General features: G+C 72.2%; 22 protein-coding genes and 1 pseudogene. 8 read left to right on the top strand and 15 right to left on the bottom strand.

The window, feature by feature from the left end; translation table 11 throughout:
- Positions 1 to 29 precede the first annotated feature (29 nt).
- Positions 30 to 314 (bottom strand): annotated as a pseudogene (locus ACLQ3F_RS11745) (phosphoribosyl-AMP cyclohydrolase); the annotation flags it as partial.
- 594 nt (positions 315 to 908) lie between these two features.
- Here ACLQ3F_RS11745 and ACLQ3F_RS11740 point away from each other — a divergent pair.
- The 3 genes from ACLQ3F_RS11740 (at position 909) to ACLQ3F_RS11730 (ending at position 3107) form a co-directional block, all read left to right on the top strand.
- Complete coding sequence (locus ACLQ3F_RS11740) at positions 909 to 1664, top strand: ABC transporter ATP-binding protein (protein ID WP_425848566.1); 756 nt, start codon at positions 909 to 911, stop codon at positions 1662 to 1664.
- Positions 1661 to 2416, top strand: coding sequence for an ABC transporter permease (locus ACLQ3F_RS11735; protein WP_357196970.1), 756 nt, complete (start codon positions 1661 to 1663; stop codon positions 2414 to 2416). Before ACLQ3F_RS11740 ends, ACLQ3F_RS11735 begins: the two co-directional genes overlap by 4 nt.
- A 94-nt stretch (positions 2417 to 2510) precedes the next feature.
- Positions 2511 to 3107: a TetR family transcriptional regulator gene (locus ACLQ3F_RS11730; RefSeq protein ID WP_425848564.1), complete on the top strand. Its 597-nt coding sequence runs from the start codon at positions 2511 to 2513 to the stop codon at positions 3105 to 3107.
- Positions 3108 to 3240: 133 nt separating this feature from the next.
- Here ACLQ3F_RS11730 and ACLQ3F_RS11725 read toward each other — a convergent pair whose 3' ends face one another.
- From ACLQ3F_RS11725 to ACLQ3F_RS11715, 3 genes are all read right to left on the bottom strand, one after another.
- A complete protein-coding gene (locus tag ACLQ3F_RS11725; protein ID WP_357196964.1) occupies positions 3241 to 3990 on the bottom strand; it encodes a DUF2470 domain-containing protein in 750 nt (249 codons plus the stop codon).
- Between the two features lie 84 nt (positions 3991 to 4074).
- A complete protein-coding gene (locus ACLQ3F_RS11720; protein WP_357196961.1) occupies positions 4075 to 5862 on the bottom strand; it encodes an ABC transporter ATP-binding protein in 1788 nt (595 codons plus the stop codon).
- Between the two features lie 114 nt (positions 5863 to 5976).
- On the bottom strand, positions 5977 to 7860 hold the full coding sequence (locus ACLQ3F_RS11715; RefSeq protein ID WP_425848561.1) for an ABC transporter ATP-binding protein: 1884 nt from the start codon (positions 7858 to 7860) through the stop codon (positions 5977 to 5979).
- A gap of 172 nt (positions 7861 to 8032) precedes the next feature.
- Here ACLQ3F_RS11715 and ACLQ3F_RS11710 point away from each other — a divergent pair, with 172 nt between their 5' ends.
- From ACLQ3F_RS11710 to ACLQ3F_RS11700, 3 genes are all read left to right on the top strand, one after another.
- Entirely contained in the window at positions 8033 to 8662 is a 630-nt protein-coding gene (locus ACLQ3F_RS11710) for a TIGR03085 family metal-binding protein (protein WP_425848558.1), read from the top strand.
- A gap of 127 nt (positions 8663 to 8789) precedes the next feature.
- The gene (locus ACLQ3F_RS11705; RefSeq protein ID WP_425848556.1) at positions 8790 to 9737 is read left to right on the top strand and encodes a terpene synthase family protein; all 948 of its coding nucleotides are present in this window, start codon (positions 8790 to 8792) and stop codon (positions 9735 to 9737) included.
- A gap of 137 nt (positions 9738 to 9874) precedes the next feature.
- A complete protein-coding gene (locus ACLQ3F_RS11700) occupies positions 9875 to 11701 on the top strand; it encodes an AMP-dependent synthetase/ligase (protein ID WP_357196949.1) in 1827 nt (608 codons plus the stop codon).
- Between the two features lie 45 nt (positions 11702 to 11746).
- Here the strand turns inward: ACLQ3F_RS11700 and ACLQ3F_RS11695 are convergent, their stop codons facing one another.
- Positions 11747 to 13090, bottom strand: a complete 1344-nt coding sequence (locus tag ACLQ3F_RS11695) for a low temperature requirement protein A (RefSeq protein ID WP_425848553.1) — start codon at positions 13088 to 13090, stop codon at positions 11747 to 11749.
- A 48-nt stretch (positions 13091 to 13138) separates the two neighbouring features.
- On the bottom strand, positions 13139 to 14593 hold the full coding sequence (locus ACLQ3F_RS11690; RefSeq protein ID WP_425848551.1) for a PLP-dependent aminotransferase family protein: 1455 nt from the start codon (positions 14591 to 14593) through the stop codon (positions 13139 to 13141).
- Positions 14594 to 14652: 59 nt separating this feature from the next.
- Here ACLQ3F_RS11690 and ACLQ3F_RS11685 point away from each other — a divergent pair, with 59 nt between their 5' ends.
- Positions 14653 to 15324, top strand: a complete 672-nt coding sequence (locus ACLQ3F_RS11685) for a YczE/YyaS/YitT family protein (protein WP_355007650.1) — start codon at positions 14653 to 14655, stop codon at positions 15322 to 15324.
- Positions 15325 to 15424: 100 nt separating this feature from the next.
- A complete protein-coding gene (locus ACLQ3F_RS11680; RefSeq protein WP_357196937.1) occupies positions 15425 to 15886 on the top strand; it encodes a hypothetical protein in 462 nt (153 codons plus the stop codon).
- A gap of 5 nt (positions 15887 to 15891) precedes the next feature.
- Here ACLQ3F_RS11680 and hisF read toward each other — a convergent pair whose 3' ends face one another.
- The 9 genes from hisF to ACLQ3F_RS11635 all read right to left on the bottom strand — a co-directional run bounded on the left by hisF (position 15892) and on the right by ACLQ3F_RS11635 (position 21043).
- Positions 15892 to 16659, bottom strand: coding sequence for an imidazole glycerol phosphate synthase subunit HisF (gene hisF, locus ACLQ3F_RS11675; protein ID WP_357196935.1), 768 nt, complete (start codon positions 16657 to 16659; stop codon positions 15892 to 15894).
- Positions 16660 to 16732: 73 nt separating this feature from the next.
- Positions 16733 to 17728, bottom strand: coding sequence for an NADP-dependent oxidoreductase (locus tag ACLQ3F_RS11670; RefSeq protein WP_425848547.1), 996 nt, complete (start codon positions 17726 to 17728; stop codon positions 16733 to 16735).
- A 47-nt stretch (positions 17729 to 17775) separates the two neighbouring features.
- Complete coding sequence (locus ACLQ3F_RS11665; protein ID WP_355007798.1) at positions 17776 to 18207, bottom strand: organic hydroperoxide resistance protein; 432 nt, start codon at positions 18205 to 18207, stop codon at positions 17776 to 17778.
- 5 nt (positions 18208 to 18212) lie between these two features.
- Positions 18213 to 18659, bottom strand: coding sequence for a MarR family winged helix-turn-helix transcriptional regulator (locus ACLQ3F_RS11660; protein ID WP_396793984.1), 447 nt, complete (start codon positions 18657 to 18659; stop codon positions 18213 to 18215).
- Positions 18660 to 18740: 81 nt separating this feature from the next.
- The gene (locus ACLQ3F_RS11655) at positions 18741 to 19130 is read right to left on the bottom strand and encodes a RidA family protein (RefSeq protein ID WP_357202523.1); all 390 of its coding nucleotides are present in this window, start codon (positions 19128 to 19130) and stop codon (positions 18741 to 18743) included.
- A complete protein-coding gene (priA, locus tag ACLQ3F_RS11650; protein ID WP_425848545.1) occupies positions 19127 to 19852 on the bottom strand; it encodes a bifunctional 1-(5-phosphoribosyl)-5-((5-phosphoribosylamino)methylideneamino)imidazole-4-carboxamide isomerase/phosphoribosylanthranilate isomerase PriA in 726 nt (241 codons plus the stop codon). The genes ACLQ3F_RS11655 and priA overlap by 4 nt, the downstream gene beginning before the upstream one ends.
- 14 nt (positions 19853 to 19866) lie before the next feature.
- Entirely contained in the window at positions 19867 to 20190 is a 324-nt protein-coding gene (locus ACLQ3F_RS11645) for a hypothetical protein (protein ID WP_355007656.1), read from the bottom strand.
- A gap of 36 nt (positions 20191 to 20226) precedes the next feature.
- Complete coding sequence (hisH, locus tag ACLQ3F_RS11640) at positions 20227 to 20859, bottom strand: imidazole glycerol phosphate synthase subunit HisH (RefSeq protein WP_357202529.1); 633 nt, start codon at positions 20857 to 20859, stop codon at positions 20227 to 20229.
- 13 nt (positions 20860 to 20872) lie between these two features.
- Positions 20873 to 21043 (bottom strand): hypothetical protein, encoded by a 171-nt coding sequence (locus tag ACLQ3F_RS11635; protein WP_198041444.1) that lies wholly within the window; start codon positions 21041 to 21043, stop codon positions 20873 to 20875.
- Between the last annotated feature and the right edge of the window lie 128 nt (positions 21044 to 21171).

Raw genomic sequence — 21171 nt, 5'->3', positions numbered from 1 at the left:
GCGATCTCCTCGGCGTACGGCCTGATCAACGGCAGCGTGCCGGCGACCAGCCGTACGGCGGCGGCCCAGAGCTGCCCGGTCGCGCCTGGGCGCAGCCCGAGGCAGAGCACCATGTCGGTCCGGTAGCCGGGTGGCGCCACCGGCAGTTCCAGGGCCGCCGCGAAGGCCGCCCGGCGGGAGTGGACCCGCACGGACGGGTTGGCCGGCCGCAGGACCGAGGGGCAGAGCCGCGCCAGGTCGGCGACGGCGAGCCGGACCCCGAGACGGTCGCTGGCCGCGCGGGCGGCGGCGGCCTTACCCAGCGTGGCGATCATCTCTTCCAGTCGGGGCGGCTCGGCGGGCTGGCAGAGCACCGGCAGGTCGATCCGGGGCCGCCAGTGCGGGTCGGCCCAGAGCAGCCGTGCCGGCGCGGTGACCGGCAGCCCGAAGGCCCAGTCGGCCGGTTCGCCCAGACGGTGCACCCAGGACCGGATGTCCCGGGCGGCCACCGAGACGTGAGTGACCTGGCCTGCGGACTCGTCCAGGTAGGCCCGGCGGGCCGCGTACGGGGCACCGCCGACCAACACGTCGAGGTCGACGTCGCTGTGCGCGGTGGCGGCGCGGCGGGCGTGGCTGCCGCGCAACAGGATGCCGACCACCGGCCGCTCAGCGGCCTGCCGCAACCGCACGGCCCAATCCTCAAGAAAACCGCTATCCGGTAACGGAGCGTGACCCACCGCGCCATCGTGCCGTACGTCCGATCGGCGCGCAATGCCCGTTGGCGGACTTCCTGTCCGGTCCGGAGCCTACTGCCCGTTCTCACGCTCCGCGCGACGGTTGGGCCGGACGTCGGCGCGGGCGTTGCGCCCGGCGCGGGATTTCATCTAGCGTTGAGTTCAACAGGTGATGAGTTTCTGTGGAGGTGCGTGATGGACGATGCGATAGCCGTCCGAGACCTGGTCGTGGACCGGGGTGGGCGGCGGGTGCTGGACGGCATCAGCTGCCGGGTCCCGCGCGGCGCGGTCACCGGGCTGCTCGGCCCCAGTGGCAGTGGCAAGACCACGTTCATGCGGGCGGTGGTCGGGGTGCAACTGGTCAGTGGCGGGACGGTCACCGTGCTCGGTCAACCGGCGGGCACCCCCGCGCTGCGGCACCGGGTGGGCTACCTGACCCAGGCACCGAGCGTCTACGCCGACCTGACCGTCCGGGAGAACGCCCGCTACTTCGCGGCCCTGTACGGGCGAGGGCGCGCCGAGGCAGACCGGGCGATCAGCGACGTCGGGCTGGCCGAGGCCGCCGGTCAACTGGTCGGCACCCTCTCCGGTGGTCAACGCAGCCGAGCCTCGCTGGCGTGTGCCCTGGTCGGGGAGCCGGAGCTGGTCATCCTCGACGAGCCGACCGTCGGCCAGGACCCGGTGCTGCGGGCCGATCTGTGGGCCCGGTTCCACGCGATGGCCGCCGCCGGCACCACCCTGCTGGTATCCAGCCACGTGATGGACGAGGCGGCACGCTGCGACCAACTGCTGCTGATCCGCCAGGGGCGGTTGATCGCCGACGACAGCCCTGCCGCGATCCGCGCCGCCGCCGGTGTGGACGACCTCGACGAGGCGTTCCTGCGGCTCATCCGGGCCGGCGAGGCCGCCTCCACCAGCACCGACGCGACAGCCGCCCGGGAGACAGCATGAACGCGCGAATTCTCGCCGCCACCACCGGGCGTATCCTCCGTCAGCTCCGGCACGACCGGCGGACCATCGCGCTGCTCGTGGTGGTGCCGGCCGTCCTGCTCACCCTGGTCTACTTCATGTACGCCGACCAACCGACCCCGCCCGGCCAACCCACCACCTTCGACCGGATCGCGCTGGTGATGCTCGGCATCTTCCCCTTCGTGATCATGTTTCTGGTGACCAGCATCGCCATGTTGCGGGAACGCACCTCGGGCACGCTGGAGCGGCTGCTCACCACGCCGCTGGGCAAGCTCGATCTGCTCTTCGGGTACGGCATCGCGTTCGGGCTGGCCGCCGCCGTGCAGGCCGCCGTCGCCGCCGCGGTGGCGTACTGGATCTTCGATCTGGAGACCGCCGGCAGCATCGGGCTGGTACTCGGGATCGCCGTGCTCGACGCCGTGCTCGGCGTCGCCCTCGGGCTGCTGTGCAGTGCCTTCGCGCGCACCGAGTTCCAAGCAGTACAGTTCCTGCCAGTCGTGGTGGTCCCCCAACTGCTGCTCTGCGGGCTGTTCGTGGCCCGTGACCAGATGGCCGGCTGGCTCCAGGCGCTCAGCGACGCCTTCCCCCTGTCGTACGCCATCGAGGCGTTGCAGGAGGTCGGCGCCCACGCCGAACCGACCGGCCGGATGTGGCGCGACGTCGCCGTGGTTCTCGGCGCGGTGGTGCTGGCGCTGGTGCTCGCGGCGGCCACCCTGCGCCGACGCAGCGGCTGACCGCCAGCGCTGGGGGGCGGCGGCCGGCGCGGCAGCCGACCCCGGCGTGGCCGGGCCGGGACGACGGGCCGAGGCGGACGAACGAAGGGCGGCGATGACGCGGCGGACCGGCCGGCGACCCGGCAACCCGGGCACCCGGGAGGCGATTCTCGACGCGGCGCGGACGGCGTTCGCCGAACGTGGTTACGACGCCGCCTCGATCCGGGGCATCGCCGGCACGGCGCAGGTCGACCCGGCGCTCGTGCACCACTACTTCGGCAGCAAGGACCAGCTCTTCCTTGCCGCGATGAACTTTCCGGTCGACCCCGGTCAACTGGTGCCGAGGGTGCTCGCCGGCGACCGGGACGCCGTCGGTGAGCGGATGGTGCGCATCTTCCTCGGCGTCTGGGACTCCCCGGCCGGCAGCGCCGCACAGGCGCTGCTGCGCTCCGCGGTGAGCAACGAGTGGACCGCTCGACTGCTGCGCGAGTTCGTCACCACCCAGGTGCTGCGTAGGGTGCTGGAGAATCTCGACGTCGACCCGGTCGAGCTACCGCTGCGGGGCTCCCTGGTGGCCACCCAGATGATCGGCCTGGCCATGATGCGACACGTGGTGCGCCTTGAGCCGGTCGCCTCGGCGGACGCGGAAACCCTGGTGGCCGCGATCGGCCCCACGATCCAGCGCTACCTCACCGGCCCGCTGCCAACCTGACCCGGCAACGCCCCGCTCAACCTCGAACACCCCCGCGATCTTGCACTTTCTGTCCCGACCAAAGGGACACACCACGCGTAACGACAACCAAAACTGCAAGATCGGCGCGAGCCTGGGGTGGGGCGCGGGGCGGTTAGTGCGGGGGGCGGGCGTTGACGGTTGGTTGTAGCGGTGGGAGCAGCTGTGGCAGGTCGGCTGGGTCGGTCACCGGGCCCGGGAAGGCCAGCCGGACCCGACGCCGGGCGCCGGGTCGGCCGAGGGCCACCACCAGCCCGTAGCGGTCGATGCGCACCACCCGGGGCGGCCCGTCCGGGGTCTGCTCGGTCAACCCGAGCTGCTGGCGCAGGTACTCCGTCACCTGGGCGCCGTGGCACTCGGCGAGGTCGGCGAGCAGCCGGGCCTCGACCGGGTGCACCGGGTCCGGCTCGGCCTCGGCGTACTCCACCGGGTCGATCCGGTGCACGACGCCGGCCCGCTCCCAGCGAACCTCGACCACCTCGAAGCGGAACAGCCGGAACCGGGTGCCCAGGTCGAGCAGGTCGCCGGTCGGCTCGACCGCGGCGAACTCGACCGCCGCGTGGCGGGCCTCGTCGCCGCGCAGCTCGGCCGCCCAGCCGGACACCCAGGCGCGACCCAGGCCGGGCGCACCGGCGGCGGGCGGCAGGTCGAGCACGTCGAGCACGACAGCGACGTCGCTGCCCCCGGCGGCCGGTTGCAGGGCGGCGGCCAGGTGGCTGGCCACCGGCACCAGCAGCAGCACCCGCCCGTCCGAGTCGGTGACGTGCCGGGCGTGGTGCGGGCCCGGCCGGTGGGCCAGGTGCACGAGGCCGGGCAGGCGGCCGGCGACGAGGGTACGAACGATCTCGGCGGAGTTGGGCCGCATGGGCGCGACCTCCTTCGAAGGTTAGGCTTACCTAACCCGGAGCCTAGAGCACCCGCCCGCCTGCGTCCACCACGCCGCCGCACCTCACCGGGTCTGCTCCAGCCAGGAGGCGTAGAGCAGGCCGTACACCGAGTCGGCGTCACGAACCAGCTCGTCGTGCGGGCCGCGCTGCACCACCCGACCCCGGTCTACCACGATCACCTCGTCGGCAGCCTGCGCCGTGGAGAGCCGGTGCGCGATGGCCAGAGTGGTCCGGCCCCGGGTCACCGCGTCCAGCGTCCGTTGCAACCGCACCTCGGTCGCCGGGTCCACCGCGCTGGTCGCCTCGTCGAGCACCAGCAGGTCCGGGTCGGCCACGTACGCGCGGGCCAAAGCGACAAGCTGCCGCTCCCCGACGCTGAGCGCCTCACCGCGCTCCCCGACCGGGGTGTCCAGGCCCGCCGGCAGACCCTCCAGCCAGTCCGACAGGCCCAGCTCGGTGAAGGCGGCGCTCAACTGCTCGTCGGTCAACTCTGGACGGGCGAACCGGACGTTGTCCCCCACCGTCGCGTCGAAGAGGAACCCGTCCTGCGGCACCATCACCACGCGGGAGCGCAGCGAGCCGAACCGGACGTCGGTCAGCGGCACCCCGGACAGCAGCACCGCCCCGGCCGACGGGTCCATCAGCCGGGTCAGCAACTTGGCGAACGTGGTCTTGCCGCTGCCGGTCTCACCGACCACCGCCACCCGACTCTTCGCCGGGATCTCCAGATCGATGTCGTGCAGCACCGGCGGACCACCCGGATAGGCGAACCGCACACCGGCGAACCGGATGTCCAGCGGCCCGCCCGGCAGCTCCCGCCCCTGCTCACCCGGGTCGGCCACGTCCGGGGCGACGTCCAGCACGTCCAGCACCCGACGCCACCCGGCGATCGCGTTCTGCGCCTCGTTGAGCACCTCGGTGGCGATCTGCACCGGCTGGATGAAGAGCGTCACCAGGAAGAGGAACGCCGTCAGCTGGCCGATCGACAGCGTGCCGTCCACCCCCAGCAGCACGCCGAGCACCACCACGCCGGCCAGCGCCAACCCTGCCGCCAACTCCCCGACCGAGCTGCCCACGATGCTGATCCGGATCGCCCGCTGCTGGGCCAGCCGCTGGCTGTCGATCGCCTCGTCCAACCGTCGCTCGGTGCGCCCGGCGATCCCGTACGCCCGGATCACCGGCGCGCCCACCACGCTCTCGCCGATCGCGCCGAGCAACGTCCCGGTGCGTTGACGCACCGTCGCGTACGCGCCGCCGAGGCGACGTTGCAACTGCCGGATGACGAACACCGCCGGCAGGAACGCGGCCAGCACCACAAGTGTCAACTGCCAGGAGTACGCCAGCATGACGGCTGTGGTGACCACCAGCTGACCGAGGTTGACCAGCAGGATCACCCCGCCCCACTGGAGGAACTGGGTGATCTGGTCCACGTCGCTGGTGACCCGCGAGACCAGCGAACCGCGTCGCTCCGACTGCTGGTGCAGCATCGACAGGTCGTGCACGTGGCGGAACGCGCGCGTCCGGACGTTGGCCAGCGCCGTCTCGCTGACAGTGAACAGCCGGCGCATCATCAGGTAGCCGCAGATCGTGGTGACCGTCAGGATCGCCGCGGTGACGGCCACCACCGTCCACACCACGTTCAGGTTCAGACCACCGACCAGGCCCCGGTCGATGCCCTGCTGCACAGCGACCGGCACGGCGACCCGACCCACCATGTAGACCAACGCCAGGGCCAACGTGCCGGCCAGACCGATCCGTAGCTCCGGGGAGAGCGCCAGGCCCCGACGCAGCGTCTGCCAGGTCGTCTCCTGCCGGGCCTCCGGCTCATCCTTGTTCACCGTTGACGTCACCGGGCACGCCTTTCGTTCGCGACTGCGGGGCTCCGCTTCGCTGCACTCCTCGCGCTCACCGGGCACGCCTTTCGTTCGCGACTGCGGGGCTCCGCTTCGCTGCACTCCTCGCGCTCACCGGTCCACCTCGATCTCCAGGCCCGACGGCAGCGGCGCCACGTCGTCGCCGTAGGAACTTTCCTGTGCCCGCTCCACCTCGGCCTGCTCGTAGGCGGTGACCAGGTCGACGTAGCCGGGCACGGTGGCCAACAACTCGCTGTGGGTGCCCCGGGCGACCACCCGTCCCTGCTCCACGTAGATGACCTCGTCGGCGAGCGCGATGGTGGCCCGGCGGTACGCCACCACCAGGATCGACGCGGCGGGAACGCCCGTCTGCGTGGTCGAGGACCGCAGCCCTGCCAGGATGGCCGCCTCCACTCGCGGGTCGACAGCGCTCGTCGCGTCGTCGAGCACCAGCAGGCGCGGTCGACCGGCCAGTGCGCGGGCCAGGGTGAGCCGCTGCCGCTGACCGCCGGAGAGCGAGGTGCCCCGCTCGCCGACCATGGTGTCCAGACCGTCGGGCAGCGCGGCGACGAAACCGTCCGCCTCGGCCAGCCGCAGCGCCGCCCAGACCACCTCGTCGTCGACACCGGGACGGTCGAGGGCGATGTTGGCGCGGACCGTGTCGTCGAAGATGAAGGGCACCTGGGCGACCAGGGCCACAGTGCCGGCCAACGACGCGGAGGTCAGCTCGCGCACGTCCACGCCGTCCAGGCTGACGGTGCCGGAGTCCGGGTCGACGAGACGCACCGCCAGCGAGGCGATGGTGGACTTGCCGGCGCCGGTGGGCCCCACCAGGGCCACCGTCCGACCGGACGGCACCGTGAAGCCGACCTCGCCGAGGACCTGTGCTCCGGGCGGGTGCGCTTCGGCCGGCGGGTAGGAGTAGTGCACGTCGGTGAAGGTGAGGGTGGCCGGGCCGGCGCCGTCCGGGTCGAGCACCCGCTGCCCGTACGGCATCTCGCCGGTCGCGTCGAGCACCCGGCGCACCCGGTCCCAGCCGGCGACGCTGCGCGGCAGCTCGGCCAGCACCCAACCGATGGCCCGCACCGGGAAGGCCAGCACGGTGAAGAGGAAGGCCACGCTGACCAGCTCGGTCACGCTGATCGCGCCCTGACGCAACCGGAACGCCCCGACCACCAGTACGGCCAGGGTGCCGAGGCTGGGCAGCGTCTCCAGCAGCGGGTCGAAGATGCCGCGCAGCCGACCGACCGCGATCAGCGAGTCACGCAGCTCGCCGGCGCGGCCCGCGAACCGGGCGGTCTCCTGGGCCTCGCGGCCCATCGTCTTGACCACCAGGGCACCGTCGAAGCTCTCGTGGGCGATGCCGCTGACCTCGGCGCGCAGGCGCTGCGCCCGGGCCTGCCGGGGGGCCATCCGGCGGGAGTAGACGACGTTGAGCGCGAACAGGGCGGGAAAGACCGCGAGCCCGACCAGGGCGAGCGCCCAGTCGGTGGCGAAGAGCGACACGATCGCGCCGACCAGCATCACCAACGTGCCGACGGCGAACGGCAGCGGCGCGATCGGGTACCAGGCCGCCTCCACGTCGGAGTTGGCGTTGGACAGCAGGGTGCCGGTGGAGTTGCGGTGGTGCCAGGACAGCGGCAGCTCCAGGTACCGACGGGTCACCCTGCGGCGGTAGGAGGCCTGGAGGCGGTACTGCATGTAGCCGGCGCCGAGCCGGCGGCCGACGATGCCCGCCACCCGCAGCACGCTGATCCCGAACAACGCGGCCGCTGCCAGCGCCAGGGCGCCGGCGCCCACCTCGCCGCGTTCGATGGCCGGAAGCGCCACCTCACCGATGACCGACCCGACGACCCGGGCGCTGACAATGATCATCCCGCCGAAGAGCACGCTGCCGACGACCGCCACCGAAAAGATCCGCGGCTGCTCACGGATCGCCTGCCGCAGGACGCCCAGCCCTCGACTGAGAACGTCCCGACTTGTCTTGCTCGCCACGCTCTCCCCCGCCGTAAGCCGCAATTATCTCCCTCATCCTTACCGCTTGGGGCCAGTGCCGCCGACCCTGACTGCATATGTCGACCATCACGTACCGGACGGCGGCGTGCCGCAGGTGCCGACCGGCGTCCGCCGCCGCGCGCCGACGGTCCACCGGGCCTACGATCGGGCCATGCCGCGGTACGCCCGAGCCGAGCGCGAGGCGCTGGCCGATCTTCTACTGGCCCTCGGGCCGGACGCCCCTACTGTCAACGAGGGCTGGGCGACCCGCGACCTCGCCGCGCATCTGGTGCTGCGGGAGCGCCGTCCGGACGCGGCGGGTGGCATCGTGCTGCCGCCGCTGCGCGGCTATTCCGAGCGGGTCCGTCGACGACTCGCCGCACGGCCCTACCCCGAGCTGGTGGCACAGGTGCGCCGACCGCCGCTGTGGAGCCCGGTCAGCAATCCGCTGACCGACGAGGTGGCCAACACGATGGAGTTCTTCATCCATCACGAGGACGTGCGGCGGGCTGGCTCCGGGTGGCAGCCGCGCGATCTGTCCACCGGCCTACAGGGCGCTCTCTGGAAACGCGCGGCCCCGATGGCCCGGCTGGCACTGCGGCGTTTTCCGGCGGACCTCTACGTGCAGGCGCCCGGCCACGGGGAGGTCTCCCTCGGTCGCGGTGGGGAGCCACTGCGCCTGGTCGGGGCCCCGGCCGAGCTGGTGCTGTTCTTCTCCGGCCGACAACGGGTGGCCCGGGTCCAGCTGAACGGCTCGGCGGAGGCGGCTCGGCGACTGCGGTCCGCCGACCTGGGAAGGTGACTGCCTGTACGTAAACGGTCACCAAGCGAGTGTGGAGTTTCCCACACCCAGCGAAACATGCAGATACTTCCTCCCGTACGCTTCACCGCGCCGCTCCGCGCCGGGCGGCACGGAGTGGGGGCTCACTGTGCGGGACTTCGCGATCTCGGCGCTACGGGAGCCCCCGTTTCCCACGGGACGCCACGGGGCCACCGACCAGGTAGCGGGCGAGAGCATCGACTGGGCGCGCACGTTCGGGCTGGTCGATTCCAGCCAACGGGCGCACCGCCTGGAACGGGCCGACGCCGCCGGACTGGCCGGCCGCGCCTGCCTGGACGGCTCGGTGGAGGGCCTGCGGCTGCTCACTGACCTGATCAGCTGGCTCTTCGTCATGGACGACGCCTGCGACGAGGACGGCCTCGGTGCCGACCCGGTCCGGCTGGGGCCGGCGATCAGCACACTGCTCGACGTGCTGGACCGGTGTGGTGACCCGTACGTCGCACCGCCCGCCGTCGGGCCACTGGGTGACGCGCTGCACGACCTCTGCCGCCGGACCCGACTGTACGATCACGCCGGGCTGCTGCTGCGGTTCGTCAGCCAGATGCGCGAGTACCTGTTGGCGCTGCTCTGGGAGGCGGGCAACCGGGAGCGTGGGCGGGTACCCGAGGTGGCGGAATACGTGCAGCTACGCCGGCACATCGGGGGCGTGCATCCCTGCCTCACCCTGACCGACCTGGCGTCGACGCGGCCCACCGGGCCGACCCAGCGCGCCAACCCGGGGCTGGTTGCCCTGGACCTGCTGGCGGTGGACCTGGTCTGCTGGTGCAACGACCTCTTCTCCTACGGCAAGGAGAGCCAGGCCGGCCCGGACGCGCACAACCTCGTCACGGTGCTCGCCCAGGGCAGCGACGCGGACGAGGTGACGGCGCTTCGGAGTGCGGCACACCGGTTCAACCAGGGCTTGGCGACGTATCTGGACGCGGAGGAGGCGCTGCGGACCACCGACGACGACGGGATCCGCGACGCCCTGGCCGCTCGGCGCAACTGGGTCCGGGCCACCTACGACTGGTCAGTGGTGGCTGCCCGGTACGCCTGATCGGCCGTACCGGTTGGTGAGATGGGCCGGCCGGACGATCACCAGGGCTAGCCGATGCACGGTGACAGGCAATACTGTTCGGTAACCATCATGACGTGACGACCGTCACGCCACCACCCCCGAAGGCGGCTACAGCGATGGCTCTCGATGTACCGTACCGCTCCATCCCGGACATGTTCCTCAAGCGTGTGGCGGCCACCCCCGACCGGCACGCGTTCGCGTCCCCGAACCCCGACGACTCGGGGCCTGCCTGGCTGACCTGGGCTCAGGTCGGTCAGCGCGCCAAGGCGGTCGCCGCCGGCCTGCACGGCCTGGGCGTCGGCCAGGAGGACCCGGTCGCGATCCTCGCCAACACCCGGCTGGAGTGGGTGATCGCCGACCTCGGCATCATGTGTGCCGGCGGCGCGACCACCACCGTCTACCCGACCACCGAGCCGGCCGACGCGACGTACATCATCGCCGACTCCGGGTCGAAGGTGCTGTTCGCGGAGAACCCGGCCCAGGCGGCGAAGATCGCCGGGGCGACCCTGCCCGCGCTCACCCACGTGGTGCTTCTCGACGGCGCCGCCGACCCGGACGCCGCTGTCGCGCAGTTGACGCTCGCCGACCTGGAGGAGCGCGGCACCCAGGCGCTGGCCGCCGAGCCGGAGCTGATCGACATGCTGGTGGCCGGCATCGGCCCGGACCACCTGGCCACCTTGATCTACACCTCCGGCACCACCGGCCAGCCCAAGGGCGTCGAGCTGCTGCACGGCGGCTGGTGCTGGGAGGCGGTGGCGCAGGCGGAGGTCGGGCTGCTGCGCGACGACGACCTGCAGTACCTGTGGCTGCCGCTGGCCCACTCGTTCGGCAAGACCCTGCTCTGCGGCGCCATCCACGTCGGCCTGCCTACCTACGTCGACGGGCGGGTGGACAAGCTGGTCGAGCTTCTCTCGGTCATCCGCCCGACGCTGATGTGCGGCGCTCCCCGGGTGTTCGAGAAGGTCTACAACAAGGCAGTGACCACCGCGCAGGGCGCCGGCGGCGCGAAGGCGAAGATCTTCGGCTGGGCCGTCGGCGTCGGCAAGGAGAAGATCGCCCTGGAGCAGGCCGGCAAGCCGGTGCCGGCCGGGTTGAAGGTGCGCTACGGGCTGGCCGAGAAGCTGGTGTTCAGCAAGCTCCAGGCCCGTCTGGGCGGCCGGATGCGGGTGCTGGTGTCCGGTGCCGCGCCGCTCAGCCCGGAGATCGCCACCTTCTTCGCCGCCGCGAACCTGCCGATCTCCGAGGGCTACGGCCTGACCGAGACCAGCGCGGGCAACTTCGTCAACCCGCCGGCCGGGCTGCGGATCGGCACCGTGGGCCGGGCCATGGGCGACCTGGAGTGCAAGATCGACACCGACGGGGAGATCCTGGTGCGGGGTCGGCCGGTGATGCGCGGCTACCACAACCTGCCGGAGGAGACCGCCGCCTCGTTCACCGAGGACGGCTTCTTCCGTACCGGTGACATCGGCACCCTGGACGAGCAGGGCTACCTCCGCATCACCGACCGCAAGAAGGACCTGGTCAAGACCTCGGGCGGCAAGTACATCGCCCCGTCGCACATCGAGGGCATGTTCAAGGCCATCTGCCCGTACACCTCGCAGGCAGTCGTTGTGGGTCAGGCCCGCAACTTCTGCACGATGCTCGTCACCCTGGACCCGGACGCCATCCGGGGCTGGGTCGCCGGCGGCCCGCTGGAGGGGCGCAGCTACACCGAGATCGTCGCGTCGGCTGAGGCCCAGACGATGGTCGAGGAGTACGTCGCCCAGCTCAACTCCAAGCTCAACCGCTGGGAGACCATCAAGAAGGTGGCCATCCTCCCGCGCGACCTGACGATCGAGGACGGCGAGATCACCCCGTCGTTGAAGATCAAGCGGCGTGGGGTGGAGAGCAACTTCGCCACCGAGATCGACAAGATGTACGCCGGCACCCTCGCCGAACTCTGAGCCGACCGAGGGTCCCGTGCCGGCGAGGAAGCCGGCACGGGACCCTCACAGGTGGTGACCCCGCCACCTCGTGTGCTCCTCCTCCGCGGCGAGCTGCTCCTCGAACGCCATCTGCCGGACCCCGGCCCGGCGCCGGGAGTCGACAACCGTCTGCGCCGCCACCGCCACCGCCGCGGCGAGGGCCAACATGGCCAAGGCGATCAGCTCGGGTAGCGACCCGGCAGCCGGCACCAGCGCAATCAGCAGCAGGATCCCGCCGATCGTGGGCCAGCGGGGGGCGCCGAGCATCCGCCGGCCGAGCACGATGAGCGCGAGCAGGTAGAGCGCGACCCCACCGTAGAGCGCCAGCAGGTCGAAGCTCGGCAGCGGAACGCCCCAGCTCGGTGTGGTGGGATCGGCGCCTTCGTGGATCAGCCCCTTGAGCCCGAGCGCGAACAGGATGACGCCGGCGATGACCGGCAGGTGCAGGTAGCTGTAGGCGTTCCGGGCCAGGATGGCGCGCGCGTCCGGGTCGCGGGTGCGGTGCAGGGTCTGTTCCATGCCGAGCGCCAGGGTGTCGAAGTACGCCCACCACATCGCGGCGGCCACCGCGATGCCGAGCACCGCGGCGATCAGCACCGGCCAGGTCAGCGGTAGACCAGCTGTTTCGCTGGGACTGAACCCGAGTGCGATGATGGCCTCACCGAGAGCGATCAGGACGATCTGACCGTGCCGCTCCGCCCAGTGCCCGGCGGAGAGCACTGTCCACCCGGTGCCCCGCAGCGCGAGGCCGGCCCCGTACTCCACGCCGAGGGCCGCGAGCCAGCACAGCAGGCGGGCCACCGACTCGGCTGTTCCGTCGAAGAGCCGCTGCGGCAGCAGCCCGGCGACCACGATGAGGGCCGTGGCCACGACCGCCGGCAGGGCGAGCAGCTGCCAGCGTCGACGCACGTCGCGGTTCCGGCGGCCGATCCACAGGAAGATCACACTCTCGCTCACACGGACGAGGAAGTAGCAGGTCGCGAAGACCAGCGGACCGAACAGCCCACCGGGACGGTCGACGAACGCCTTCGGCAGACTCAGCGCCAGCACGAAGGCGGCGGCGATGGTGACGAAGCCGACCGCCGGGACGATCCCCTGGTCGGTACGGATCAGGTTGCCCAGCACGGCGAACGCCGACCAGCACCACCAGAGCAGGGCCAGCAGCACCAGGCACTGGACCAGGCCACGGGCGGTCGGATTGCCGGCGGTGGCCGTGGTGACGTGCAGGAACGCGAAGACGAAGACCAGGTCGTAGAAGAGTTCCAGCGGGGTCGCCCGCGAGCCCGGCGCACTGCGGCGGACCCCGCGTGTCCCGCTGTCCTGGCCCACCAGGGGAGTCTGGCAGCCGAGCTGGGGCGGAAGACGCATTCCCGGCATAATGGTGCCAGCGGATGCCGCTGGTGGTTCGGCGCTGGCTCAGGCGATGACAGACGGCTCGCGCCACCGCTGGCGGCCGGCCCGGTCCAGGTCGTAGCGGATCGCCGCGAGACGCCCGACGGCCTCCACGAGGTCCGCGGCGGGCAGGGTAAAGGGCAGCCGCAGGAAGCGCTCCAGGGTGCCGTCCAGCCCGAACCGGGGGCCAGGGGCCAGCCGTACGCCGACCTCCTCCGCGGCCCGGGCCAACGCGCTCGAGACCGGGCCGTCCAACTCGGCCCACAGCGTCACGCCACCCCGTGGCACGGTGACCCGCCACTCCGGCAGTTGGTGCGCCAGCGCGCCGAGCAGGGCGTCCCGCTGGACGGCCAACTGGACGCGACGGTCGGCGACGATGGCCTCGGCGTGGGCGAGCAGGTGCACCGCGACCAGTTGGTCCAACACCGGGCTGGCCATGTCGACCCCGACCCGCACGGCGGCCAGCCGCTGCACCTGCGGCGCGGACGCGCGCACCCAGCCGATCCGCAGGCCACCCCAGTAGGGCTTGCTCATCCCGCCGATGCTGATCACCCGACTGTGCCGGTCGTAGGTGGCGACCGGGGGTGGCACCTCGGTGCCGTCCATCGACAGGTCCACGAAGGACTCGTCGATGATCAGATCGGTGCCGACAGCGTGCGCGGCGGCCACCACGCGCTCGCGCAGCGAGGCGGGCATCAGGTGCCCCGTCGGGTTCTGGAACTCGGGAATCAGGTAGGCGAGCTTGGGCCGGGTCTGTCGGAGAGTGCCCAGCAGCAGGTCGGGCTCCCAGCCTGCGTCGGCGGCCAGCCCGTGGGTGCTGATCCGGGCCCGACGGCCGGCCAGAGCGGCGAGGGCGTTGGGGTAGGTCGGGGACTCGACCAGCACGGTGCCGCCCGGGGTCAGGGCGAGCCGCAGCACCAGATCCAGTGCGTGCTGGGTGCCGCTGGTGACCATGATCTGGTCGGGCGAGGTGGGCAGACCCCGGGCGGTGTACGCGTCGGCCACCGCCTCGCGCAGCTCGATGACGCCGGTCGGGTGGTAACCGGCCCCGCTCAGGTAGCGGGGCAGGTCCTCGGCTGCGGCCCGCGCGGCCGAGAGTAGTTGCGGCGGTGCGGCCAGCGCGGCGACGCCGAGGTCGAGCATCTCCCGGTCGTCCAGCGGGGTCCACAGGCCGGTGCTGGCCACCCGGTGGTTGCCGGGCAGCATCGTCCAACTGCCGGCGCCCCGCCGGCTGGCCAGGTGCCCGGTCTCGCGTAGCTGCCGGTAGGCGGCGGTCACCGTGGTCCGGCTGATCCGCAGCGCCTCGGCCAGCTCCCGTTCGGCCGGGAGGCGGACGCCCAGCGGCAGCCGGCCGTCGGCGAGGAGCCCGCGCACCGAGCCGGCCAGCGCGGCGTAGTCGGGGCTGCGGCGGCGGCCCGGCAGGGCATGCCACTGCCCGAGCAGACGGGCCAATTGGACGCCGCGCACCTGCCCGGTCATAGCCACTCCTCGAATATTGGCATCTTCCTCGACGAGGATTGGCACCTAGGGTGGCACGCATGGCACTGCTTGGCAATCTGCGACACCGGCCGGTTCGACGGTTGGTCCAGCTCTACCTCGGGCTCATTGTCTACGGCGTCAGCATGGCCCTGATGATCCGCTCCGGCCTGGGCCTCGACCCGTGGGACGTGTTCCATCAGGGGCTCTCCAAGCGGACCGGGCTCTCCTTCGGCACTGTCACCATCGCCGTCGGTGCGCTGGTCCTGCTGCTCTGGATCCCGCTGCGGCAGCGCCCCGGCCTCGGCACGGTCAGCAACGTCGTGGTGATCGGCCTGGTCGTGGACGCCACACTGGTCCTGCTGCCCGCGGGCGGGCCGCTCGGCGTCCGGATCGCGATGCTGGTCAGCGGGATCGTCGCCAACGGCGCCGCCACCGCTCTCTACCTCGGCGCCCGGTTGGGGCCCGGCCCCCGCGACGGTCTGATGACCGGGTACGTGGCCCGCCGACCCGGCCTGTCGATCCGACTGGTGCGCACCGTCATCGAGGTCACAGTGCTGGCGCTGGGCTGGCTGCTCGGCGGCACCGTCGGTCTGGGGACCGTCGCGTACGCACTGGCCATCGGTCCGTTGGCCCAGTTCTTCATCCCGCTGTTCGCCGTGCCGGAGGCCGCCGCACCGGACACTGCCGCGCCCCCGCCGGGCAACTCCGCGCCGGCTGCCCCGGCCGGCTGAACCTCACCGACCGTTCGCGAACCGGTACGTGGGGGTGGTACCGCGCACCGGTTCGTGGGTGGGTGTTCCCTTCCGCGACGCGCGCCGTCATCATCTGTGCATGGGGGAGAACGGTTGGCGCTGGAACGACGCCTGGATCTTCGTGTCGCTCGTCATCGCGAGCGGCGCCGGACGGCACCGTCGGTCGGCGACAAGCCGGCGGCCGGAGGGCGTCCGCCTGACCGACGTGCTCTCCACAGCCGACCACCTCAACCATGCGATTCCGCAGCGACACGAGGTGGAGGCCGCGGTCCAGCGGCTGGTCGGCGCCGGGCTGGTCAGCGTCGCCGACGGCTGGTTCCGGATCACCGCCGAGGGTGAGCAGCTGTGGCGTACCCGCCCGCGTGCGGGTGTGGCGACCACAGTGGACACCGTGCAGGGTGTGTTGACCCGCCGGCACGCGCCCGGCAGCGCGGACTGGATCCTGGACGAGGCCGACCACGCGGCCGCCGTCCAGGAGTACGCGGTCCGTTCGATTCCCACCCCGCGTCGGTCACCGGAGGGGCACTCCGGCGAGCGCTGAGCTGCTCAGCGCACCGGGTGGCCGCCGAGGCGCAGCGCGTCCTTGACCTCGGCGACGGTCAGCTCTCCGAAGTGGAAGACGCTGGCGGCGAGCACCGCGTCCGCGCCGGCGCCGATCGCCGGCGGAAAGTGGGCCACCTCACCGGCGCCCCCGCTGGCCACCACCGGCACGTCCACCACCGCGCGCACCGCGGCGATCAGTTCCAGGTCGAAGCCCGCCTTGGTGCCGTCGGCGTCCATCGAGTTGAGCAGGATCTCCCCCGCGCCCAACTCGGCGCCCCGGTGCGCCCACCACACGGCGTCGATGCCGGTGCCACGCCGACCCCCGTGGGTGGTGACCTCGAAGCCGCTGGGCGTGCCGCCGTTCGGCGACCGCCGCACGTCGAGGGAGAGCACGAGCACCTGCCTGCCGAACCGGTCGGCGATCTCGGCGAGCAGCTCCGGACGGGCGATGGCGGCGGTGTTCACGCCGACCTTGTCCGCACCGGCGCGAAGCAGCGTGTCCACGTCGGCGACCTGCCGGACGCCGCCGCCGACGGTCAGCGGGATGAACACCGACTCGGCGGTGCGGCGCACCACGTCGAGCATGGTGCCCCGGTCGCTGGAGGACGCCGTGACGTCGAGGAAGGTCAACTCGTCCGCGCCGGCCCGGTCGTACGCGGCGGCCAGCTCCACCGGGTCGCCGGCGTCACGCAGGTCGAGGAAGTTGACCCCCTTGACCACCCGCCCGGCGTCCACGTCGAGACAGGGGATCACCCGTACCGCCACCGTCATGCCGCGAGCCTATCCTCCGCACGCGGCACGGCGGTCGACCCGATCGGGTCGACCGCCGCGAGAGAGGTCTGCGTCACACGCGAACGAGCATCTTGCCGAGGTTGTCGCCGCGCAGCAGGCCGAGGAACGCCGACGGGGCGTTCTCGATGCCGTCCACGATCGTCTCGTCGTAGGACAGCGTGCCGTCGCGCAGCCAGCCCGAGACGTCGCGCACGAACGCCGCCCGCACGTCGTTGTGGTCGTTGACCAGGAAGCCGCGCAGGGTGAGCCGCTTGCCGATGACCAGCGCCAGGTTGCGCGGCGCGGCCGACGGTTCGGTGGCGTTGTACTGCGAGATCATGCCGCAGATGGCGGCCCGACCGTGCAGGTTCATGACCGAGATGGCGGCCTCCAGGTGGTCGCCGCCGACGTTGTCGAAGTAGACGTCGACACCGTCCGGGGCTGCCGCCCGCAGCGACTCGCGGACCCCGTCGTGGTAGTCGAAGGCGGCGTCGAAGCCCAGCGCCCGCAGCCGTTCGACCTTGGCCGGCGAGCCGGCACTGCCGATCACCCGGCCGGCGCCCTTGAGTTTGGCGATCTGGCCGACCAGGCTGCCCACCGCGCCGGCCGCGGCGGAGACGAAGACCGTCTCGCCGGGCTTCATCGCGGCCACCTCCAGCAGCCCGGCGTACGCGGTCAAACCGATCATGCCGAGCACGCTCAGGTACGCGCTGACCGGGGCGATGCTCGGGTCGACGGGGCGGGCCGCTGCGGCGTCGAGCAGCGCGTACTCCCGCCAGCCCAGCCCGTGCAGGACTGTGGTCCCGACGGCGACGTCGGCCGCCTCGCTGGCCACCACCTCACCGATCGCGGCACCGTCGAGCGGAGCGTCGAGCGCGAACGGCGGCACGTACGATTTGACGTCGTTCATCCGTCCGCGCATGTACGGGTCGACGGACATGTACTGGTTGCGGACCACGATCTGGCCCGGTCCGGGCGTCGGCACCTCGGTCTCGACGAGCCGGAAGGTGTCTTCGGTGGGCCAGCCCTGGGGGCGACTGGCCAGGTGGATCTCGCGGTTGCTGGTCACGGGGTGGTCGTCCTCTCGTCCGCGGATGGGGGCCTGGGGCCGCGAGGTCACGCGGCCAGGGTCTCGCGGACGGTGAGGGTGACGTCGACGTTGCCACGGGTGGCGTTGGAGTACGGGCAGACCTGGTGGGCCTGCTCGACGATCTGCTCGGCGACCTCGCGGGGCGCGGCGGGCAGGTCGACGACGAGCTGCACGGTGAGCCCGAAGCCGCCGCTGCCGTTCGGGCCGATGCCCACCTCGGCGCCGACCACGGAACCGGTCACGTCGGCCTTGGCCCGGCGGGCCACCAGCCGCAGCGCGCTGTGGAAGCAGGCCGCGTAACCGGCGGCGAAGAGCTGCTCGGGGTTGGCCGCGCCACCCGCGCCGCCCATCTCCTTCGGCACTGCCAGGTCGAGTGCGAACGTGCCGTCGGAGGTCTCGACGTGGCCGTCCCGGCCGTCGCCGGTGGCGGTCGCGGACGCGGTGTAGACAACCTGCATGGTGGTCACTGCTCCTTCTGTCGGTGGATGGTGTCGGTTACCCGGGTGAGGGTGTCGCGCAGCGCGACGAGCTCGCCGAAGCCCAGCCCGGTGGCCTGCGCGATCCGCAGCGGGACATCGCAGACCCGCTCGCGCAGCGCCCGGCCCTGCTCGGTGAGGCCCACCTCGACCCGCCGCTCGTCGCGGGCCGACCGCCGCCGCACCACCAGGCCCGCCCCCTCCAGCCGCTTGAGCAGCGGGGAGAGCGTGCCGGAGTCCAGCCGCAGCTCGGCGCCCAACTCGGACACCGTCGGGGCGTCGTCGGGACGCTCCCAGAGCACCAGCAGCACCAGGTACTGCGGGTAGGTCAACCCGACCTCGTCGAGGATCGGCCGGTAGACGTCGGTCAGTGCGCGCGACGCGGCGTAGAGCGCGAAGCACACCTGCCGGCGCAGCACCAGGTCATCCGTCACCACTGAACCGTAGCCCACAATTAAGTTGTGCACAACTTATCGGCCTGCGGGATCACCCGGCGGGCCGCGAGGGCGGTCACCTCAGCGATCGCCGAGGTACGCCTCCAACTCCACCTCGACCAGGTGCTCCGGGTCCAGCAGACCGGCCACCACCACAAGGGTGGCGGCCGGCCGGACCGCGCCGAAGACAGCGTTGTGCGCCCGGCCCACCTCGTCGGCGTGCAGCCGGTCCGTCACGTACATCCGGGTCCGAACCACGTCCCCCGGCTCCGCACCCACCTCGGCGAGCGCCGCCAGCCCGATCCGCAGCGCCTGCGCCATCTGCGCGGCCGGGTCACCGACGTGCACGACCCGGCCGTCCACAGTCGCCGTGCAACCGGCCGTCCAGGCCCACTCACCGGCCCGGACCACCCGGGAGTACCCGTAGCGCTGCTCCCACGGGCCGCCCGACCCCAGCCGCGTCGTCGTCATGCCTCGGCCAGCGTCCGCAACGCCTCGGCCACAGTGAAGGCACCCGCGTAGAGCGCCTTGCCCGCGATCACGCCCTCCACCCCGGCCGACTCCAGGCTCGCCAACGCCCGCAGGTCGTCCAGGGTGGACACCCCACCCGAGGCGATCACCGGCCGGTCCGTACGGGCACACACCTCGCGCAGCAGATCCAGGTTCGGCCCGCGCATCGTGCCGTCCTTGGTGATGTCGGTCACCACGTACCGACTCGCGCCCGCCTTGTCCAACCGCTCCAGCACCTCGTACAGGTCACCACCGTCGCGGGTCCAACCCCGCGCCGACAGGGTGTTGCCCCGCACGTCCAGCCCGATGGCCACCCGGTCGCCGTACTCCGCGACCACCCGGTCACACCAGACCGGGTCCTCCAGGGCGGCGGTCCCGATGTTCACCCGGGCCGCTCCGGTGCCCAGCGCCGCGCGCAGCGACTCGTCATCACGGATGCCCCCGGAGAGCTCCACCTTCACGTCCAACTGGCGCACCACCTCCGCGAGCAGGTGCGCGTTGGTGCCCCGACCGAACGCCGCGTCCAGGTCGACCAGGTGAATCCACTCCGCGCCGTCCTGCTGCCAGGCCAGCGCCGCGTCCAACGGGTCGCCGTAGATGCTCTCGCTTCCGACGGCGCCCTGCACGAGCCGGACGGCCCGGCCGTCAGCGACATCCACGGCGGGTAACAGGGTGAGGCTCAAGGTCTTCTCCTCGATCAGGTACGACGGTCCAGGGCGATCACCACGATCGCCGGCAGTACGAGCAGCAAGAGCGCGATCAGCGCGATACGCAACGCCAGGTTGTCGACAAACGTCCAGATCAGGAGCAACGCCGCGCCGGTGAGCAGCACGATCGCGGCCCGCTCACCCCTAGTGTGCCGGGCCAGCCGGCCGGAGCGACCCCGCCGCAGCCGCGGCGTCAAACTGCGGACCACCGCGCGACGGCGTTGCCGGCGGGCGACCTGACGCTGCCGGACCGCCCGTTCCCGGGCCTGCTCCGCCTCCCGCTCCGCCCGTCGGCGGGCGCGCTCCCGGCTCACCGCGACGCCCGTTGCTCGGGCACCGCGCGACGGCGCTCAGTCACCGCTGGGCAACGTGGCGAGCCAGTTGCGCAGCAGCGCGGCACCGGTGTCGGCGGACTTCTCCGGGTGGAACTGGGCCGCCGACAACGAGCCACGCTCCACCGCCGCGACGAAATCCGTGTCGTGGTGGGCGGTGGTCACAGTGGCACCGGCAGCGACCAACGCCGCCGGGTCGCCCATCGCGTACGAGTGGACGAAGTAGAACCGGCTCTGCTCCGGCAACCCGGCGAACAGCACCGACTCCCGCGGAGCCCGAACCGTGTTCCAGCCCATGTGCGGCAACCGGGCGGCGGCCAACCGGGTCACCCCGCCGGGCAGCAGCCCCAGCCCCTTGGTCACCACGCCATGCTCGTCACCGTGCTCGAAGAGCACCTGCATGCCCACGCAGATGCCGAGCACCGGCCGGCCGGCAGCCACCCGTTCGGCGATCACCGGACCGGCGCCCAGCGCCTCGATCCCCGCCATGCACGCCGCGTACGCGCCCACACCCGGCACCACCAGACCGTCGGCGGCAGCCGCCGCGGCCAGGTCGTCGGTCACCCGGACGTCCGCTCCGGCGGCGGCCAACGCCCGCTCCGCCGAGCGCAGGTTGCCCGAGCCGTAGTCGAGCACCACCACGTCACTCATGTCGTCACCCCGATCACCCGTTCTCCGGCAGCAGCCGCAGCACGCCGGCGACAGTGGCGAGCACCGCGAGCCCCGCGGTGATCAGCACGGCGGCCTTCGGCGCGCCCTGCCGGTAGAGCGACCAGGTGCCGCCCACCAGAACCCCGGCCAGGATCAGCAGCAACGTCGGCAACGCGGCGCCCATCAGAGCCCCCTTCCATTCGCGACTGCGGGGCTCCGCTGCGCTGCACTCCTCGCGCTCATCAGAGCCACCTTCGATTCGCGACTGCGGGGCTCCGCTGCGCTGCACTCCTCGCGCTCATCAGAGCCACC

The sequence above is a fragment of the Micromonospora sp. DT15 genome, assembly GCF_049841475.1.
In the GTDB taxonomy this organism is placed as follows: Bacteria; Actinomycetota; Actinomycetes; order Mycobacteriales; family Micromonosporaceae; genus Micromonospora.
This window is presented reverse-complemented; position numbering and strand designations above follow the sequence as displayed.

Coding starts and splice junctions, on each gene's coding strand:
- ACLQ3F_RS11635 (WP_198041444.1), bottom strand. CDS start 21,043: ATGGGCGCCGCGTTGCCGACGTTGCTGCTGATCCTGGCCGGGGTTCTG.
- ACLQ3F_RS11735 (WP_357196970.1), top strand. CDS start 1,661: ATGAACGCGCGAATTCTCGCCGCCACCACCGGGCGTATCCTCCGTCAG.
- hisH (WP_357202529.1), bottom strand. CDS start 20,859: ATGAGTGACGTGGTGGTGCTCGACTACGGCTCGGGCAACCTGCGCTCG.
- ACLQ3F_RS11695 (WP_425848553.1), bottom strand. CDS start 13,090: ATGCGTCTTCCGCCCCAGCTCGGCTGCCAGACTCCCCTGGTGGGCCAG.
- ACLQ3F_RS11725 (WP_357196964.1), bottom strand. CDS start 3,990: ATGCGGCCCAACTCCGCCGAGATCGTTCGTACCCTCGTCGCCGGCCGC.
- hisF (WP_357196935.1), bottom strand. CDS start 16,659: ATGACGGTGGCGGTACGGGTGATCCCCTGTCTCGACGTGGACGCCGGG.
- ACLQ3F_RS11740 (WP_425848566.1), top strand. CDS start 909: ATGGACGATGCGATAGCCGTCCGAGACCTGGTCGTGGACCGGGGTGGG.
- ACLQ3F_RS11680 (WP_357196937.1), top strand. CDS start 15,425: ATGGGGGAGAACGGTTGGCGCTGGAACGACGCCTGGATCTTCGTGTCG.
- ACLQ3F_RS11700 (WP_357196949.1), top strand. CDS start 9,875: ATGGCTCTCGATGTACCGTACCGCTCCATCCCGGACATGTTCCTCAAG.
- ACLQ3F_RS11655 (WP_357202523.1), bottom strand. CDS start 19,130: ATGACGACGACGCGGCTGGGGTCGGGCGGCCCGTGGGAGCAGCGCTAC.
- ACLQ3F_RS11710 (WP_425848558.1), top strand. CDS start 8,033: ATGCCGCGGTACGCCCGAGCCGAGCGCGAGGCGCTGGCCGATCTTCTA.
- ACLQ3F_RS11685 (WP_355007650.1), top strand. CDS start 14,653: ATGGCACTGCTTGGCAATCTGCGACACCGGCCGGTTCGACGGTTGGTC.
- ACLQ3F_RS11665 (WP_355007798.1), bottom strand. CDS start 18,207: ATGCAGGTTGTCTACACCGCGTCCGCGACCGCCACCGGCGACGGCCGG.
- ACLQ3F_RS11690 (WP_425848551.1), bottom strand. CDS start 14,593: ATGACCGGGCAGGTGCGCGGCGTCCAATTGGCCCGTCTGCTCGGGCAG.
- ACLQ3F_RS11730 (WP_425848564.1), top strand. CDS start 2,511: ATGACGCGGCGGACCGGCCGGCGACCCGGCAACCCGGGCACCCGGGAG.